This window comes from Aeromicrobium sp. UC242_57, from assembly GCF_044452305.1.
Taxonomy (GTDB): Bacteria; Actinomycetota; Actinomycetes; order Propionibacteriales; family Nocardioidaceae; genus Aeromicrobium.
Genome location: NZ_JBIOAM010000001.1, coordinates 243472 through 260720, shown reverse-complemented (window position 1 = coordinate 260720; position 17249 = coordinate 243472). Strand labels below are relative to the sequence as shown.

Annotated in this window: 14 protein-coding genes and 8 pseudogenes; 3 read left to right on the top strand and 19 right to left on the bottom strand. The window is 66.7% G+C overall.

Features of this window, described 5'->3' with window-relative positions:
- Positions 1–19: 19 nt before the first annotated feature.
- The 8 genes and pseudogenes from era to ACHMWU_RS01670 form a co-directional block, all read right to left on the bottom strand.
- A pseudogene (gene era / locus ACHMWU_RS01705) lies at positions 20–965 on the bottom strand (GTPase Era).
- Positions 962–1216, bottom strand: a complete 255-nt coding sequence (locus ACHMWU_RS01700; protein ID WP_396041402.1) for a cytidine deaminase — start codon at positions 1214–1216, stop codon at positions 962–964. The pseudogene era and the gene ACHMWU_RS01700 overlap by 4 nt, the downstream one beginning before the upstream one ends.
- A gap of 68 nt (positions 1217–1284) precedes the next feature.
- The gene (locus tag ACHMWU_RS01695) at positions 1285–1713 is read right to left on the bottom strand and encodes a transporter associated domain-containing protein (protein WP_396041821.1); all 429 of its coding nucleotides are present in this window, start codon (positions 1711–1713) and stop codon (positions 1285–1287) included.
- A 162-nt stretch (positions 1714–1875) separates the two neighbouring features.
- Positions 1876–1977, bottom strand: a pseudogene (locus ACHMWU_RS01690) (hypothetical protein); the annotation flags it as partial.
- Positions 1978–2090: 113 nt separating this feature from the next.
- Positions 2091–2291: pseudogene (locus ACHMWU_RS01685) on the bottom strand (CNNM domain-containing protein); the annotation flags it as partial.
- Between the two features lie 336 nt (positions 2292–2627).
- Positions 2628–3069 (bottom strand): annotated as a pseudogene (gene ybeY, locus ACHMWU_RS01680) (rRNA maturation RNase YbeY); the annotation flags it as partial.
- 49 nt (positions 3070–3118) lie between these two features.
- Positions 3119–4095 (bottom strand): annotated as a pseudogene (locus ACHMWU_RS01675) (PhoH family protein); the annotation flags it as partial.
- 55 nt (positions 4096–4150) lie between these two features.
- The gene (locus tag ACHMWU_RS01670) at positions 4151–4519 is read right to left on the bottom strand and encodes an RrF2 family transcriptional regulator (protein ID WP_396041401.1); all 369 of its coding nucleotides are present in this window, start codon (positions 4517–4519) and stop codon (positions 4151–4153) included.
- Positions 4520–4986: 467 nt separating this feature from the next.
- On the opposite strand from ACHMWU_RS01670, the gene ACHMWU_RS01665 reads away from it, so the two are divergent.
- Positions 4987–5445, top strand: coding sequence for a hypothetical protein (locus ACHMWU_RS01665; protein WP_396041400.1), 459 nt, complete (start codon positions 4987–4989; stop codon positions 5443–5445).
- Between the two features lie 9 nt (positions 5446–5454).
- On the opposite strand, the gene ACHMWU_RS01660 is transcribed toward ACHMWU_RS01665, so the two are convergent.
- From ACHMWU_RS01660 to hrcA, 3 genes and pseudogenes are all read right to left on the bottom strand, one after another.
- Complete coding sequence (locus ACHMWU_RS01660) at positions 5455–5781, bottom strand: HIT domain-containing protein (protein WP_396041399.1); 327 nt, start codon at positions 5779–5781, stop codon at positions 5455–5457.
- A gap of 19 nt (positions 5782–5800) precedes the next feature.
- Positions 5801–6946 (bottom strand): annotated as a pseudogene (dnaJ, locus tag ACHMWU_RS01655) (molecular chaperone DnaJ).
- 17 nt (positions 6947–6963) lie between these two features.
- Positions 6964–7982 (bottom strand): annotated as a pseudogene (hrcA, locus tag ACHMWU_RS01650) (heat-inducible transcriptional repressor HrcA).
- 75 nt (positions 7983–8057) lie between these two features.
- On the opposite strand from hrcA, the gene ACHMWU_RS01645 reads away from it, so the two are divergent.
- Both ACHMWU_RS01645 and ACHMWU_RS01640 read left to right on the top strand, forming a co-directional pair.
- The gene (locus ACHMWU_RS01645) at positions 8058–8501 is read left to right on the top strand and encodes a hypothetical protein (RefSeq protein WP_396041398.1); all 444 of its coding nucleotides are present in this window, start codon (positions 8058–8060) and stop codon (positions 8499–8501) included.
- An 11-nt stretch (positions 8502–8512) separates the two neighbouring features.
- Positions 8513–9358 carry a DUF3097 domain-containing protein gene (locus ACHMWU_RS01640; protein ID WP_396041397.1) on the top strand — a complete coding sequence of 282 codons (846 nt, stop codon included), beginning with the start codon at positions 8513–8515 and terminating at the stop codon, positions 9356–9358.
- A gap of 112 nt (positions 9359–9470) precedes the next feature.
- On the opposite strand, the gene hemW is transcribed toward ACHMWU_RS01640, so the two are convergent.
- The 8 genes and pseudogenes from hemW to ACHMWU_RS01600 all read right to left on the bottom strand — a co-directional run bounded on the left by hemW (position 9471) and on the right by ACHMWU_RS01600 (position 17249).
- Positions 9471–10439, bottom strand: coding sequence for a radical SAM family heme chaperone HemW (gene hemW / locus ACHMWU_RS01635; RefSeq protein ID WP_396041820.1), 969 nt, complete (start codon positions 10437–10439; stop codon positions 9471–9473).
- 242 nt (positions 10440–10681) lie between these two features.
- The gene (locus tag ACHMWU_RS01630) at positions 10682–11284 is read right to left on the bottom strand and encodes a hypothetical protein (protein WP_396041396.1); all 603 of its coding nucleotides are present in this window, start codon (positions 11282–11284) and stop codon (positions 10682–10684) included.
- Positions 11241–11444: an AMP-binding protein gene (locus tag ACHMWU_RS01625; protein ID WP_396041395.1), complete on the bottom strand. Its 204-nt coding sequence runs from the start codon at positions 11442–11444 to the stop codon at positions 11241–11243. Before ACHMWU_RS01625 ends, ACHMWU_RS01630 begins: the two co-directional genes overlap by 44 nt.
- A complete protein-coding gene (locus ACHMWU_RS01620) occupies positions 11369–12316 on the bottom strand; it encodes an AMP-binding protein (protein ID WP_396041394.1) in 948 nt (315 codons plus the stop codon). The genes ACHMWU_RS01625 and ACHMWU_RS01620 overlap by 76 nt, the downstream gene beginning before the upstream one ends.
- Before the next feature lie 411 nt (positions 12317–12727).
- Positions 12728–13129, bottom strand: coding sequence for an MOSC domain-containing protein (locus tag ACHMWU_RS01615; RefSeq protein WP_396041393.1), 402 nt, complete (start codon positions 13127–13129; stop codon positions 12728–12730).
- A gap of 108 nt (positions 13130–13237) precedes the next feature.
- Positions 13238–14254, bottom strand: a complete 1017-nt coding sequence (locus ACHMWU_RS01610; protein WP_396041392.1) for a hypothetical protein — start codon at positions 14252–14254, stop codon at positions 13238–13240.
- Between the two features lie 147 nt (positions 14255–14401).
- Positions 14402–16249: pseudogene (lepA, locus tag ACHMWU_RS01605) on the bottom strand (translation elongation factor 4).
- A gap of 184 nt (positions 16250–16433) precedes the next feature.
- The gene (locus ACHMWU_RS01600; RefSeq protein WP_396041391.1) at positions 16434–17249 is read right to left on the bottom strand and encodes a hypothetical protein; all 816 of its coding nucleotides are present in this window, start codon (positions 17247–17249) and stop codon (positions 16434–16436) included.

The window sequence follows — 17249 nt, the reverse complement described above, 5'->3', positions numbered from 1 at the left end:
GGTCGATCAGAACTGTCGATCAGAACCCGACTTGCGAAGCTGCTTGGGGTCCCCGCTGCCACTCCTTGGCGACCTTGACGTGCAGGTCGAGGAACACCGGCGTGCCGAGGATCTTCTCGATCTGCGACCGGGAGTCGCTGCCGATCTGGCGCAGGCGCGCGCCCTGCTTGCCGATGATGATGCCCTTCTGGCTGTCGCGCTCGACGTACACGTTGACGCGGACGTCGATCAGCGGCTTGCCCTCAGGGCGGTCCTCGCGCGGAACCATCTCTTCGACGACGACGGCGATCGAGTGCGGCAGTCGTCGCGCACACCCTCCAACGCCGACTCGCGGATGATCTCGGCGATCAGGGTCTCTTCGGGCTCGTCGGTGAGCTGACCCTCCGGGTACAGCGCCGGGCCGTTCGGCAACGTCTCGACCAGCAGGTCTGCGAGCAGGTCGATCTGCTCGTCGGCGACTGCCGAGACGGGGATGATCTCCTGCCACTGCAGCCCCGCATCTGCGCCGGCCTGCTGGATCGACAGCAGGTGGTCTGGCGGCTTGTCGGGCTTGACCAGGTCGGTCTTGGTCGCGATCGCGAAGATCGGCTTGCGACGTCCCCTTGCCCTTCTGCAGCTGAGCCAGCCGCGGATCAGGAACTTGTCGCCCTCCCCGACTGACTCGTTGGCGGGCAGGCACATGCCGATCGTGTCGACCTCGGACCACGTCGACCGCACGAGGGCGTTGAGCCGCTCGCCGAGCAGCGTGTGGGCTTGTGCAGCCCAGGCGTGTCGATCAGGATCAGCTGGGCGTCATCGCGATTGACCAGGCCACGGATCGCGTGGCGGGTGGTCTGCGGCTTGGACGACGTGATCGCGATCTTGCCGCCGACCAGGGCGTTGGTCAGTGTCGACTTGCCCGCATCGGGACGTCCGACGAAGCAGGCGAACCCCGAACGGTGCGGCTTCTGCGCCTCGGTGCTCATGTCGTGCCCACTCGGACGACCTCGCCGGTCGGATCGGCGATGTAGATGTTGATGCCGTGACCTGACAGGTCGCGCACCGCTGTGCCTCCGACGATCGGCTCGGGATTGCGCTCGGCGACGAACGCCGCCGCCTCGATGCCTTTGGCACCCGACGACACCGCCATCGCGACGGCCAGGTCGAGAGCGTCGACGTGCACCGACGGCAGCGAGACCGTCGACGCCGCGTACGTACGACCGTCTTGATCGCGCACCGCAAGCTCCGTGCCTGGCGCCGGTGCGTGCGCGCGCTGCGCGAGCGAGCGTCACCAAGCTGCTGTCCTCAGGACTGAGATCCATGGTCAGTACCTTTCGCGTCATGGGGCAGAGGTGTCATGCGGCTCACGAGGACGTGACCGATGCGGTTGCGGCGCCCGGACGGGCCCTCCGCCTCGAAACGTAGTCCCTCGACCTCGACGACACTCCCCCGGATCGGCACCTTGCCCAGATGCTTGGCCATCAGCCCGCCGACGGAGTCGACGTCCTCGTCCTCGATCGGGATGTCGAACAGGTCCTCGAGATCGTCGACCTCGAAACGGGAGCTGACTCGCCAGGTGCCGTCGGCGAGTTGCTCGAGGTCGTCGGGCTCGGTGTCGTACTCGTCGGTGATCTCGCCGACGATCTCTTCGAGGATGTCCTCGATCGTGATCATGCCGGACGTTCCACCGAACTCGTCGACGACGATCGCGACGTGCGTGCGCTGGGCCTGCATCTCGCGGAGCAGGTCGCCGGCCGGCTTGGTGTCGGGGACGAACAGGCAGGGTCGGGCGATCGAGTCGATGCGCTCGGTCGTCTCGGCGACGTGGTTGTCGAACACCCGCTTGGTGATGTCTTTGAGGTAGGCCATGCCGACGATGTCATCGAGGTTGTCGCCGACGACCGGCATGCGCGAATAGCCGCTGCGCAGGGCCAATGACATCGCCTGCCGCAGGGTCTTGCTCTGCTCGACGAACACCAGGTCGGTGCGCGGCACCATGACCTCGCGCACGATCGTGTCGCCGAGCTCAACACCGACTGCAGCATCTTGCCCTCGTCGGTCTCGATGACCGACGAGGCGGCGGCCAGGTCGACGAGCTCGCGCACCTCGACCTCCGAGGCGAACGGACCTTCCCGAAAGCCGCGACCTGGCGTGAGCGCATTGCCGAGCAGGATCAGCACCTTCGGGATGGGGCCGAGCAGCCAGGTGATCCCGATGACCGGCACTGCTGAGGCCAGCGCGATCGACTCGGCGTGCTGACGGCCCAACGTGCGCGGTCCGACGCCGATTGCCACGAAGCTGACGACGACCATGATCGCGGTAGCCACACCGAACCGTGGCCAGAGGCCGTCGAGCCGTCGGCGACGACCAGCGCAACCAGCACGATGCTCGCGGTCTCGGCGACGATGCGCATCAGCAGCACTGAGCTGAGGTAGGCGGCCGGATCGCTCAGGATCTGCGCGAGCCGCCTGGCACCGGTCCGTCCCTCGTCCTCGCAGCTCTTCGGCGCGCGCCTTGGAGAACGCCGAGATAGCTGCATCGACGCTGGCCAGCGTTCCTGCCACGACCGCGAGGAGGATCGACAGGACGACAGGTAACCAGTTCATCGGCGCGTCACGGTTGTTCGGGTCGACGCCGGCGGCGACCTGCTGCCACTCGAGCAACAGGCGCCCCTGGATGCCGAACATCTCCTTGTGCTCCTCTGGCTCGGCGTGGTCGTAGCCGAGCAGGTGCAAGATGCCGTGCACCGTCAGCAGGTCGATCTCGTCCTGGGTCGTGTGACCGGCCGCCGGTGCCTGCTGGGCTGCCACCTGCGGGCACAGCGCGATGTCGCCGAGGTAGCCCTCGGGGCTCTCGGCGTCATCGGTGCCGGGGGTGAGCTCGTCCATGGGGAACGACAGCACGTCGGTCGGCCCCTTCTTGCCCATCCACTGCTCGTTGAGCACCGTGATGGTGTCGGGGTCGACGAGGCGCACCGTCAAGCTCGGTGGCCGGATGCAGCCTCATGCGACGCATCGCGAACCGGCACAGCTTGGTCAGACCGACGACATCGACGTCGGTCCCGGACTGATCGAGTACGTCGACGTTCATGGGCTTCTGCACCTGCTTCATGTGCCGAGTTGGCGTGGATGGATCGACTCTCGACAGCCTCGAACTCGCCATAGGCTGCGACGATGCGTCCGACGGCTTGTGCCGGACGACATCGGCGGCTGCGAGGTGTGCGAAGTGGATGTCGTGCACGCCGTCGAGGATCTCTTCGACGACGCGGAGCCCGCTCTTGGTACCACCGGGCAGGTCGACCTGGGTGACGTCGCCAGTGACGACCATCTTGGAGCCGAAGCCGAGCCGGGTCAGGAACATCTTCATCTGCTCGGGCGTCGTGTTCTGCGCCTCGTCGAGGATGATGAACGCGTCGTTGAGCGAGCGACCGCGCATGTAGGCCAGCGGGGCGACCTCGATGACTCCCGACGTCAGGAGCTTGGGGATCGTCTCGGGTCGATCATGTCGTGCAGCGCGTCGTACAGCGGGCGCAGGTAGGGATCGATCTTCTCGCTCAACGAGCCCGGCAGAAATCCGAGTCGTTCGCCAGCCTCGACGGCCGGGCGGGTCAAGATGATGCGGTTGACCTGCTTGGACTGCAACGCCTGCACGGCCTTGGCTACCGCGAGATACGTCTTGCCGGTGCCGGCCGGGCCGATGCCGAACACGATCGTGTGCTTGTCGATCGCGTCGACGTAACGCTTCTGGTTGACCGTCTTGGGCCGGATCGTGCGGCCACGGTTCGACAAGATGTTGAGACTCAGCACCTCGGCCGGCTTCTCACGTGTCTCGGTGCGCAGCATCGAGACACTGCGCTCGACGGTCTCGCGGGTCAGGTGCTGACCCGTGCGCAGGATCGTGACGAGCTCGTCGAGCAGCCGCTCGATCAGTGCCGCCTCGGGACGGCGCACCCGTCACGGTGATGGTGTTGCCGCGGGCGTGGATCTTGGCCTCGAACGAGTCCTCGATCAGACGCAGGAACTCGTCGGCAGGACCGAGCAGAGCAACTGCTGCAACGCTCGACGGAATCGTGAACGTGTGAGTGGGCGGCGCGTCGGGGTAGGTCTCGTCAGTCATGTGGTGACAATCGTACGCAATGGCGTCGACTACGTGCCACTCCGAGGCACATCGGTCATGCCGACAGCCAGCCGCGTACGGCAGTCCAGGCGCCCGGACTCGCGTCGTCGACGGAGGCGGCCAGATCAGCCAGGCTCACCTGCCGTAGCGAGTCGCGCCACGCGCGCTCAGCGGTTGCCATGACCTTCGCGATACCGCATGGCACCTTGCACGCCTCGCTGCTCGCTGGCAACGGGCCTTGCTGGCGGATCTCGGTGCATCGGGAACGCCGGTTCCGGCCCATCGACCGCACGGACCACGTCGTAGACCGAGACCTCGGCCCCGGGGCGGGCAGCAAGTATCCCCCGTCGCGCCCTTCGACGGCTCTCACGAGCCCGGAGCGCGACAGCAGCTGCATCTGCTTGGCGAGGTACGACTTCGACACGCCGTGAAGCTCGGCCAGGGCCGCGGCCGGGACCGGATCGGGAGCAACGCCTCAGCACGGCGCAGCAGTGCAGCGCCCACTCGACCCCGGCTGACATCTTCACACCTCCCACCCTACCCGGACAGTAATTGTCTGAGTATGATCCTCAATACTCGGACATATGTTGTCCGAGTATTGAACCGAGGAGATCATCATGCGTATCGCCATTGCCGGATCCACCGGCCTTGTCGGCCGTCACGTCGCCCAAGCGGCCACTGCCGCCGGCCACCAGGTCATCGAGCTCCGCACGAGAGCACGGGATCGACCTGACGTCATCCGCCGGTCTGACCGGCTGCTCGCGGGAGCGGACGCCGTGATCGACGTGACCCAGAGCCCCACCCTCGACGAGGCCGAGGCCACCGCGTTCTTCACCACCGTCGCCGGGAACCTGGCCTCGGCGGCCACCGCCGCGGGGGGCTCGCAGTGTCGTGCTCTCGATCATCGGAGTCGACCAGATGGGCGACTACGGGTACTACGCCGCGAAGCTGGCCCAGGAGAAGACCGTGGCCGCAGAGGCACCAGGACCGCGGATCCTGCGCGCCGCCCAGTTCCTGCAGTTCCCCGGTCAGATGCTCGACTGGAACCGCGACGGCGACGCCGTCAACCTACCCGTCATGAAGACCCAGCCGGTGGCAGTCGACGAGATCGCCCACCTGCTCCTGGCCTTGGCCGACGGCTCAGAACAGCGAGAGCGGCTCGGGCTCGCCGGACCCGCAGCCGAAGACCTCGCGGACCTGGTCGGTCAGGTCGCCGCACATCGCGGTATCGACGTCACGATCAACACCACGGTCCAGAGCCAGGCCATGGCCGACGGCGCCTGCCTGCCCGGCCCGGGCGCCGTCATCGCCGGCCCCGACTTCGCGACCTGGCTGTCAGACCAGGACTGACATCAGCCGTCAGCCAGGAGGCCAGGTCAGGCCGCGCCCCGCCAGGACATGACCGTGCGCGTGGAACACGGTCTGGCCGGCCTCCGCACCCGTGTTGAAGACGAGCCGGTACGACTCGTGGCCCTCGAGCCCGGCGATGCGTCGCGTCTCTGACAGCAACGCGGCTGCGGCCTCGGGCGCAGCGGCTGCCAGGCTCGCCACATCGGGCTCGTGGACGCGCGGGATCACCAGGACGTGCGTCGGGGCCTGCGGGTTGATGTCGCGGAACGCCACGGTGTGCGGCGTCTCTGCGACGATCTCAGCCGGGATCTCACCTGCGACGATCTTGCAGAACAAGCAGTTCGGGTCAGGCAACTCACTTGAATGCATCCTTGATCTTCCCGAAGACGCCCTTGTGGTTGCTGTCGACCTGGGCCTCGGGATGCTCCTCGTCGCGCAGCTTGGCGAGCTGCTGCAGCAGCGCGCGCTGTTCTTCGTCGATGCGCGTGGGCGTCTCGACGACGACCTGCACCTTGAGATCTCCTCGCCCCGAGCCGCGCAGACGCGGTGCACCGTAGCCGCGGACCGTGATGGTGTCGCCCGACTGCGTGCCCGACGCGACGTCGAAGCCGACGGTCAGCGCGGATCTTCTGCCTCGGGCGCCTCGGCGTCGAGCGTCTCGAGATCCATGTGCATGCCCAGCGCTGCGGCCGTCATCGGCACGGTGATCTGGCAGAACAGCTGATCGCCCTTGCGCTGGAAGACCGGATGGCGTGCGACGTTGACCTCGAGGTACAGGTCACCGGCCGGTCCCCCACCCGGGGCCGACTTCGCCCTCGCCCGCGGCTGGATGCGGTTGCCCTGATCGACACCCGGCGGAATCGTCACCGAGATCGAACGACGCGACCCGCACCCGTCCCCTCACCGGCGCACTCGGCGCACGGATCGGGGATGACGGTGCCGTAGCCGTGGCAAGTGGGGCACGGGCGGGACGTGCGGATGTCACCCAGCAGCGAACGCTGGACGTGCTGCACGTCGCCGTGCCCGTGGCAGGTGCGGCAGGTCTCGGGCTGCGAGCCATTGGCCGCACCACTGCCCTCGCACGTCGTGCAGGTGACCGCTGTGTCGACCTTGATGTCGTGCGTGACGCCGAAGACGGCCTCCGCGAGGTCGAGGTTGAGGCGCAGCAAGGCGTCCTGGCCGCGCTGCTGACGAGGCTTGGGCCCGCGCTGGGCGTTCTGGCCGAAGAACGCGCCCATGATGTCGTCGAAGTTGAATCCTTGGCCGCCGCCGAATCCGCCGCCACCACTGCTCATGGGGTCGCCGCCACGGTCGAAGGTGGACCGCTTGGCCGGATCGGACAGCACCTCGTAGGCGATCGTCACCTCCTTGAACTTGTCGGAGGCATCGGGGGCGTCGTTGACGTCGGGGTGAAACTGACGTGCGAGCTTGCGGTACGCCTTCTCGCTTCTGGGGTCGCGTCGCGGTTGACGCCGAGAGTTGCGTAGTAGTCCTGAGCCATGAGTCCTAGATCTGTTTCTAGTTGTCGGCCAGCATGTGGCCGACGTAACGGGCGACGGCACCAACAGCTGCCATCGTTGCGGGATAGTCCATGCGGGTGGGCCCGACGGTGCCGAGCGTCGCCAACGCCAGGTCGTCGGAGCCGTAGGCTGTCGAGATGACCGCCGTCGTCGACAAGCTCTCGTGCCCGGTCTCCGAACCGATGCGGACCGAGAGGTCGCGGGTGGCCTCGCCGAGCAGCTTGAGCAGCACGACCTGTTCCTCGATCGCCTCGAGGACGGGCTTGATCGAGGTGTCGAAGTCGCTGCCGAACCGGGCGAGGTTGGCGGTGCCGCCGACCGCGATGCGCTCGTCGGAGCGTTCGTTGGAGAACGTGTGGGTCAACGTCGTCACGATCGAGGTCACGATCGGCCGGTCGTGCAGCGGAAGGTGCCGATCAGGTCGGCGAGCTTCAGCGATGCCTCGGGCAGTCGTTCGCCGACCGTCACGCGCGTGATGCGCGAACGCATGTCGGCCAACAGGTCGTCGGACGGTGTCGCGACGAGCTCGACGATCCGCTGCTCGACCCGACCACTGCTCGTGATGACCACGAGCAGGACCCGTGAACCTTCGAGCGCCACGAGCTCGATGTGCCGGACCGTCGACCGCGTCAGCGACGGGTACTGCACGAGATCGCGACCTGGTTGGTCAGCTGGGCCAGCACCTTGACGCTGCGCTGCACGACGTCGTCGACGTCGACCGCACCGGTCAGGAACGTCTCGATCGCCCGCCGCTCAGGCGGCGACAGCGCCTTGACCGTCGAGAGCCGGTCGACGAACAACCGGTAGCCCTTGTCGGTCGGGATGCGCCCGGCACTCGTGTGCGGCTGGGTCGGGTAGCCCTCGTCCTCGAGCGCCGCCATGTCGTTGCGCACCGTCGCCGGAGAGACGCCCAGCTGGTGGCGATCGAGCAACGAGCGCGACCCGACGGGTTCTTCGGGTCGCGACATAGTCTTCGACGATGGCTCGCAGCACGTCGAGCCTGCGGTCGTCAGACATCCCGGTCCCCTTTCAGTCGGTCTCGTCCAGCGCGTCGGATCGGCACTCTCAGGTGCCAAGTGCCAGTCTAACGACGTGGAGGGAATCAGCGAGACGCCCGACGGCAAAGTCGTCGTGAATGGTCGCGAGCACAGCCTGACGTACACGGCTCGGCTCGTGACTCTGGACGACGGCACGCGCGTCGCTCACGAGTCACAAGGCGGTGAGATGTCCGCGGTGTGGGCTGTCGATCTCGGTGGCGGGTTCTTCGCCGAGGTCGCCCACCTGGGTGCTGGTCCGGTCGGAGGCGAGCTCGTCATGACCGTCACCTGGATCGGGGTCGACGAGACCCGTCGCTATGTCGCGCTCGGCGACCTGTGGGCCGACGAGCTGCCAGCCGAGGTGCCAGCGAGCTGGCCGGTCGCGGTGGACCTCGCTCTCGGCCTGCTCGACGGCGAGGTAGAACTGTTGGGTGCCGACATCACGAAGGACGACGTCGAGACACTGCACCAACGACTCCTGGGAGCACTGCATGGTTGACGGAACGCAGCATGGTTGACCGCTACGGCAGCGATGTCCTGTCAGGCGACTGGAACAAGCCCAAGCGTGGACGGTCGGTCGAGGTCGTGATCGAGCGCGGCATGGTCATCGAGGACGCGACCACCGGATTCTGTGGTGAGGTCATGGTCGTCGAGAAGGATCTCGGCATGATGATCCTCGAAGACCGTCGTCTGAAGCGGCGCTCGTTCCCGCTGGGCCCCGGCTACCTGCTCGACGGCAAGCCGATCATCGCCCGTCCCCCCTCCGCGGCGACCAAGGTCACCGCCACCCGCACGGCATCGGGATCGCGCGCCGTCCAGGGCGCCAAGGCCCGGGTCGCGCTGCCCAGCCGGATCTACGTCGAAGGCCGCCACGACGCCGAGCTCGTCGAGAAGGTGTGGGGCGACGACCTGCGTGTCGAGGGCGTCGCGGTCGAGTACCTCGGCGGCATCGACGACCTGAGCGCGATCGTCGACGAGTTCGACCCGGGGCCCGGTCGCGTCCTCGGGGTCCTGGTCGACCACCTGGTGCCCGGCTCGAAGGAGACCCGCATCGCCGAGCAGGTGTCCGGTCGTCCACATGTCCTGGTCGTCGGCCACCCCTACATCGACGTCTGGCAGTCGGTGAAGCCCGGTCGTCTCGACATCGACGCCTGGCCGGTGATCCCTCGCGGGCAGGACTGGAAGTACGGCATCTGCAAGGCGATGGGCTGGCCGCACTCCGACCAGAAGGACATCGCTCGCGCCTGGAAGCACATCCTCGGCAAGGTCGACACCTATGCCGATCTGGAGCCGGAGTTCCTCGGACGCGTCGAAGAGCTCATCGACTTCGTGACAGCTCCGGCCCCTGCAGGTTGAGGAGGGCGAGGCACGAGCCCGTCTCGAAAACCAGCAGGGGCCACCCAAGCCTGCTGGCCCACCAGGTTTCGAGGCTCCGCTTCGCTCCGCACCTCAACCAGCAAGAGCGCGACTAGTCGACGAGCTCGCGCACCACGGCGTCGGCGAGCAGCCGTCCCTGCTGGGTCAGGACCAGGTGGTTCTCGTGCTGCGTCACCATCCCCCGCTCGAGCAAGGACGGGACGGCTGTCTGGGCCTCGGCACTCAGCACCCCCAGGTCGAGACCTGACCGCAGCCGGGTCTCCAGCATGATCTGCTCGACGCGGGCTGTCGCGGCGTCGATCGTCTCGCCGTCCTGGCGCGGCAGCTCGTCGGCTGCCAGCCGTTGCGCGTATGCCGCTGGATGCTTGACGTTCCACCACCGCTCACCGGCTACGTGGGAGTGGGCGCCGGGGCCGATGCCCAACCAGTCGTCGCTGTGCCAGTACAGGACGTTGTGCCGGCACTGGGCCGCATCGTCACGAGCCCAGTTGGACAGCTCGTACCAGTCGAGACCGGCTGCGGCGAACAGCTCGTCGGCCAGGACGTACTTGTCGGCCGTCTCGTCGTCGTCGGGCATCACGACCTCGCCGCGCCGCACCTTGCGGGCGAAGGCCGTGCCTTGCTCGACGATCAGCGCGTACGCGCTGATGTGATCGGGCGCCAGGGCGATGGCCTGGGTGATGCTCGCGCGCCAGTCGTCCATCGACTCCCCCGGCGTGCCGTAGATCAGGTCGACGCTGAGCTGCTCGAACCCGGCCTGGCGCGCCCAGCTGATCGCCTGGGGCACGCCGGCCGGATCGTGAGTCCGCTCCAACGTCGCGAGCACGTGCGGGACGGCCGACTGCACCCCGAACGAGATGCGGGTGAATCCGCCTGCGTGCAGCGTCTGCAACGACTCCAACGTCACCGAGTCGGGATTGGCCTCGGTCGTCACCTCGACGCCGTCGGCCAGTCCGAACGACTCGTCGATCGCCGCCAGGATCCGGACCAGGTCGGCGGCCGGCAGCTGGGTCGGTGTGCCGCCGCCGAAGAACACCGTCTCGACCTCGCGGCGTCCCAGCTGCTGGGCGCGCTGCCGGATCTCACTGATCGCGGTGTCGGCGTACGAGGCTCGCGTCGCCCCCCTCGCCCAGCTCGTCGGCCGTGTAGGTGTTGAAGTCGCAGTAGCCGCACCGCACCGTGCAGAACGGCACGTGCACGTAAATTCCGAAAGGACGAGTGACGCCGAACGGTCGGACCGCATCGGTGGCGAAAGCCCGCTCACCGTGGGCGGGGAGCGGGCTTTCGTTTCAGGTTCACCGACTAAGCGTAGAAGGAGTCCAGAATCGCCTTGTTGTTGGCTTCGACGACATTGCGCTTGACCTTCATGCTGGGCGTGATCTCACCGGACTCGATCGACAGGTCGTGGTCGAGGATCGCGAACTTCTTGATCGTCTCCCAGCGGTTGATCTTGGAGTTCAGCCGTCGATCTGGCTCTGCACGAGCGGTGGATCTCGGGCGAGTTGACGACCTCGGTGTACGACTTGCCGGCCATCCCGTTAGCCGCGGCCCACTGGCGATGCCGTCCGGGTCGAGCGTGATCAGGGCGGAGCAGAAGTTGCGCTCGTTACCGTGCACCACGATCTGGCTCGTCAGGGCGCTGATGCCCTTGAACATGCCTTCGATGTGCGGCGGAGCGACGTACTTGCCGCCCGAGGTCTTGAACAGCTCCTTCTTGCGGCCCGTGATGAACAAGAAGCCGTCCTCGTCGAGACGCCCCTCGTCACCGGTGTGCAGCCAGCCTTCGTCGGTGAGCGTGGACGCGCTCTCGACGTCGAGGTTGTGATAGCCGCGCATGACGTGCGGGCCCTTGATCAGGACCTCACCGTCCTCGGCGATCTTGGCCTCGCTGCCGGGGAAGGCCATGCCGACCGAGCCGAGCTCTGAAGTTGTCGGGCTGGTTGACGAACGCTCCGGCGGAGTTCTCGGTCAGACCGTAGCCCTCGAGGATCAGGACGCCGGCCGCATGGAACCACTCGGCGATGTCGGGCGACAGGGCGGCAGCACCCCAGATGAAGAAGCGCACCCGGCCGCCGAAACGGTCGCGCACCTTGGAGAACACGAGCTTGTCGGCGACGGCGTGCTGCGCCTTGAGCACCGGCGAGACGGGCTTGCCGGAGCGGACCGCCCGCGAGTACGCGATACCGACCTTCTCGGCCCACTTGAAGATCTTGAGCTGACGCCGCCTTCGGCCTCCGTCATGCCGACGATGCGGCCGTAGGCCTTCTCGAAGATGCGCGGGGCCGCACCCATGAACGTCGGGCGCACCACGGCCAGGTTGTCGACGATGCGGGGCACCCGGCCGTCGATCGCGGTGGCGAAACCGATCGCGAGCTGCGTCGACAGCAGCACCTTGCCGAACGAGTGCGCCATCGGCAGCCACAGGAACTGCAGGTCGTCCTCGCTCAGGATGCCGGCGGCGACCATGACCGAGCCCTCGTAGACCCAGCCGTCGTGCGCCAGGCGCACGCCCTTGGGACGGCCGGTCGTGCCCGACGTGTAGATGAGGGTCGCGAGCGAGTCCTTGGTCGTCGCGGCGACGCGCTCGTCGACGGCGGTCGGGTGGTCGGCCAGGTACTTGGCGCCCAGCGCCTCCAGCTCGTCGAAGCTGATGACCCAGTCGCCGTCGGTGGTGCCGTCGAAGACGACCACCTTGGCGATCGAGGGCAGCTCGGAGTGCTTCTCGCGCAGCTTGGCAACCTGCTCGTCGTCCTCGGCGAACACGACCTTGCTGTCGGAGTCGGCCAGGATGTAGGCGACGTCTTCGGCCATCGTCGTCGGGTAGACCGTCGTGGTGGCGCCACCTGCGGCCATGACGGCCAGGTCGGCGAGGATCCACTCGACCCGGGTGCCCGAGGCAATCGCGACACGTTCTTCGGGTTGGATGCCCAGCGCCACGAGGCCGGCCGCGGCTTGGTGACCTTGTCACCGGTCTGCGTCCAGGTCAGCGACTGCCATACCTCGTTCTCGTCGGGATAGCGATAAGCCTCGCGAGGTCCGCTCTTCTTGACCCGGTCGTAGAACAGCGCCGACACGCTGGGGGCACGGTTCTCGATGATGGCAAGCTGTTCGGGCGTGACAACTGGAGCAGGCATGCGGTGATCCTTCACACGTAGCGTACTAGCGGAATGTGGTGTCGATCACCCTAACCTACTTGCCGGTCACATAGCGGCTTGGTTGCAGAACTCATCGACCTTGGCACGGATGCTTCGTGACACACGGTCTTCTTTCGCGAGCAGCGGAAGCAGGTGCCGTTCGGTCGTCATGGCGCGGAAGGTGAAGCCGACTGTGAGGTCGTGCTCTCGTCGCTCAGCGATCTCGACGTCGTCCCCCGCCCCGGATCTGCCCCTCCTCGATGACGCGCAGGTACGCACCCGGTACGCCCTTCTCGGTGAAGCGCTTGACCCAGCCGCGCTCGTCCACGAAGCCCTGAAAGACCGAGCACGGGATGCGCACCCCGGCGACCTCGAGCAGCGCCGACCCGATCTGCCAACGGTCCCCGAGTCGGGCGTTCTGGACGTCGACGCCGCGAGTCGTCAGGTTCTCGCCGAACTCCCCCGCCCTGATGGGTCGGCCGATCTCCCGTTCCCACATGTCAAGGTCTTCACGGGCGTACGCGTACACCGCCTGGTCGGGCCCTCCGTGGAACTTCTGATCGGCGATCTCGTCGTCCCCGACCCCGAGCCGGTGGACCTGGACGGCCCCGACCACGGTTGTTTGTCGATCGCGCTGCGCTTCAGCTTGCCCCAGGGGACGTCGACGGCGGGACCGATGTTGATCGACTCGAGGATGGCCATGCGTCGAGGGTAGACGGGGAGGTCATAAGGCGCGGCGCCTCGCGGCCCACAGGTCGAACAGGTTCTTTGCCGTCAGGACCACGCCGCTCGCCCCCAACAGCCCCCAGAACCCGGATCCGCCGTCGACCCATCGCATGATCAGCCCAACAAAGACGACGAAAATCACGACGTTCCAGGCCAGGTACCACCACTTGAGCTCGCGCGCTCCTTCTTCAAGCAAGCTGATCCACTTCGGATCATCGTCGGACAACTCGACCAGCTCACCGTCTGGAGACCGCATGCCTTCCGGTGTGTGAATCACCGCGCCGGGCAGACCCTCAACCGAACACTCGCCACTGATGACGCTCATCGCTTCGGTCGGCAGCTCCAACAGAGCACACAACTCATCGAACGGCGGGCTCTCCCGGTGCATCAGCGCGCACAGCGAGTCAGCTAGTTGGGGCGCTGGCTCGAGCACGTCCACAACCTGGGCTGCATCGACCGTCGGCCCGAGCATGGCTGTGCGTATCTCCCCGGACCGATCACCGCCTAGGGGCGACCATTGCGGCTCCCAGACATGAAATCCGACAACCTTGCTTCGGCGCAACAACGCCAGCACGAGGCGGCGCCCCCGGCGCCAAAGCACAACTGATCCGCCCTTGGCCGAGGTGAACACTTCCAACAACTGCTCCCCCGCAGCGACGGGCTGCACCCGCGCGAACACAGACTTCTCAGCCACCCTCGCCTCGGCCAAGCACACCTTCTCGAACTCCGCCTCGAAATCCAGCCCAAGTCCCTTGGTACGGGCCACCGCCACCTCGTGCAAGGGAGCAGAGGATGGCACCCGTGACGGAGCAATGGTGGGAACGCTGGAGACCTCGACCTCGTCGATCCGCACCTCGGGCCAGGTCACTGCCAGCTGAGCTCGTAGCGCGGAGGCGTCCTGCTCGTCAGTCAGGACGAGACGCGCCAGGACCCAGCCGGGGTAGTCCACGCGCGCGCCGTCGATGATCCAGCCGACACAGCCGAGGTCTTCGAGCTTCGACGTCAGCTCCGCCACGGTAGTGGCGTCGCCGGGGACAGCGACGGTCAGAAGGTCTTCGACATCCGCGCAGACTACTTCGTGACAGGCTCACGCATCACGGCGCGGTGACAGGGCGACCTATCCCAGCCACGGATACGTCGCTCAGTCACCGCCTCGCCGTGGCTACTTCTTCTCGACGTCACCAGTCGAGAGCGCGGCGATGAACGCCTCTTGAGGGACCTCGACGCGGCCGACCATCTTCATCCGCTTCTTGCCCTCCTTCTGCTTCTCGAGCAGCTTGCGCTTGCGGCTGATGTCGCCGCCGTAGCACTTGGCGAGCACGTCCTTGCGGATCGCGCGGATGTTCTCGCGGGCAATGACCCGTGCTCCGATGGCAGCCTGGATCGGCACCTCGAACTGCTGACGCGGGATGAGCTCTCCAGCTTGCCGGCCAGCGAGACGCCGTAGGCGTAGGCGTTGTCGCGGTGCACGATCGCGCTGAACGCGTCGACGACCTCGCCCTGCAGCAGCACGTCGACCTTGACCAGGTCGGACGCCTGCTCACCCGTGGGCTCGTAGTCGAGCGAGGCATAACCCTTGGTGCGGCTCTTGAGCGCGTCGAAGAAGTCGAACATGATCTCGCCCATAGGCAGCGTGTACTTGATCTCGACCCGGTCCTCGGACAGGTAGTCCATGCCGATGAGCTGGCCGCGGCGCGCCTGGCACAGCTCCATGATGACGCCGATGTAGTCGGACGGGCTCAGCACCGTGGCGCGGACGACCGGCTCGTAGACCTTGTCGATCTTGCCGTCGGACGGGTACTCGGACGGGTTGGTGACCGTGATCTCCTTGCCGTCCTCCATCTCGACGCGGTAGACGACGTTGGGGGCAGTCGAGATCAGCTCGAGGTTGAACTCGCGCTCGAGCCGCTCACGCACGATCTCGAGGTGCAGCAGCCCCAGGAAGCCGATGCGGAAGCCGAAGCCCAGCGCGCCGGACGACTCCGGCTCGTACACGAGTGCGGCGTCGTTGAGTTGCAGCTTCTCGAGCGCATCCCGCAATGTCGGGTAGTCGTCGCCGTCCATCGGGTAGAGGCCGGCGAACACCATCGGATTGGGATTCTTGTAGCCGCCGAGCGGCTCGGTGGCGCCGCGGATGTGCGAGGTGACGGTGTCGCCGACTCGCGACTGGCGCACTTCCTTCACTCCGGTGATCAGGTAGCCGACCTCGCCGACCCCCAGGTCGGCAGCCTTGAGCGGGCTCGGGCGAGATGACCCCGACCTCGAGCATCTCGTGCACCGCACCGGTCGACATCATCTTGATCTTGTCGCGGTGGCTGAGCTTGCCGTCGACGACCCGGACGTAGGTGACGACGCCGCGGTAGGTGTCGTAGACCGAGTCGAAGATCAGCGCCCGCGGCGGCGCATCGGGATCGCCCTTCGGCGGCGGGATCTCGTCGACGATCAGGTTGAGCAGCTCTTCGACGCCCTGACCGGTCTTGGCCGAGACCCGCAGCACGTCGTCGGGGTTGCCGCCGATGATGCCGGCGATCTCCTCGGCGTACTTCTCGGGCTGGGCGCCGGGCAGGTCGATCTTGTTGAGCACCGGGATGATGTCGAGATCGGCGTCGATCGCCAGGTACAGGTTGGCGAGCGTCTGCGCCTCGATGCCCTGAGCGGCGTCGACCAGCAGGACGGCTCCCTCGCAGGCCTCGAGGCTGCGGCTCACCTCGTAGGTGAAGTCGACGTGGCCGGGGGTGTCGATCATGTTGAGGACGTAGACCGTGCCCGCGTCGTCGCCGCTGGACTTGGTGAACGGCATGCGCACGGCCTGGCTCTTGATCGTGATGCCGCGCTCACGCTCGATGTCCATGCGGTCGAGGTACTGGGCCTTCATGTCACGGCCGTCGACGACGCCGGTGTGCTGCAGCATGCGGTCGGCCAGCGTCGACTTGCCGTGGTCGATGTGCGCGATGATGCAGAAGTTGCGCAGGATCTTCGGGTCGGTGGCCCCGGGCTGCGGGTACGGCACGGGGAGGTCATAGTGCTCCTATCGTCCCACTCCCCAGCCCACGGCTCACCACCGCCTGTGTCACCTCGGTCAGGTCAGTTGGGGGCGTGCACCCCGTTGTCCTTGCCGAAGTCCTTCTCCATGTCGAAGGTGCGCCGTTCCAGCTCGGGCCAGTCGGTGTTGTCGGTGCTGGAGACCCATTGCCTCACCGACCCGGTCGACGCCTCGGTGGCGGCGTTGTCGCCGTACGGATCGGTCCACCACACGTTCGGGCCGGACGCGTTCGCGACCGTCGTGCCCTGCAGGTAGTAGTCGCGCTGCGCTCCGTCGAACGGTGACGTCGGATCGGCCTTCGCGATGTGCTCGCCCGAGTGCTCGCTCCACGGATGCCCCTTGGCGGTGCCGCCGTCACTTTCGTCGACCAGGAAGAGGGTGTCGACCAGCGCCATGATCTCGCCGACGACTCCGGCGGAGTACACCCGCGAGGGGTTGCGGACGCCGAACCACGGGTCGAAGCCGCAAGCTCGGTCCCGTCGGCCTTCTGGATGCGGTTGGCCGACTCCCACACCTCGTACAGCGACCAGATGTTGCTCTGCTGGTTGCCGGGCACGAGGACGTCCTTGTTGACGCAGTACGTGTCGGGGATCAGCCGGCGACCACCGAAGCCGTCGGGCAGGATGCTGCCGCTCGTGACGACCTTCTGCTGGTCGCAGGTCCGGTCGAACTCATTGGCGTTGCCATATCTCGTGAACGTCGACGAGATGACCTCGGTCCCGTCGGTGCACTTGAGCCCGTACAGCGTCTCGTGGGCGTTGTTCTTCGTCGCATCGCTGCTGTGCGATCCCTGGTGGAACTTGATCAGGTAGTCGCACTTGATCGGGTTGCCAGCATCGTCCTTGACCGTGGTGCGCGGGTTGGCACCGATGACGCTGACGTTGTTGGCGACGATGATCTTGTGCCCGGCGTTGTCCTCGTGACGGGTCACCAGGCTGCTCTGTGCCGCCGAGTAGGCGTCGAGCAC

Coding starts and splice junctions, on each gene's coding strand:
- ACHMWU_RS01695 (WP_396041821.1), bottom strand. CDS start 1,713: ATGCAGGCCCAGCGCACGCACGTCGCGATCGTCGTCGACGAGTTCGGT.
- ACHMWU_RS01630 (WP_396041396.1), bottom strand. CDS start 11,284: ATGGCCTTCCCCGGCAGCGAGGCCAAGATCGCCGAGGACGGTGAGGTC.
- ACHMWU_RS01640 (WP_396041397.1), top strand. CDS start 8,513: ATGGTTGACCGCTACGGCAGCGATGTCCTGTCAGGCGACTGGAACAAG.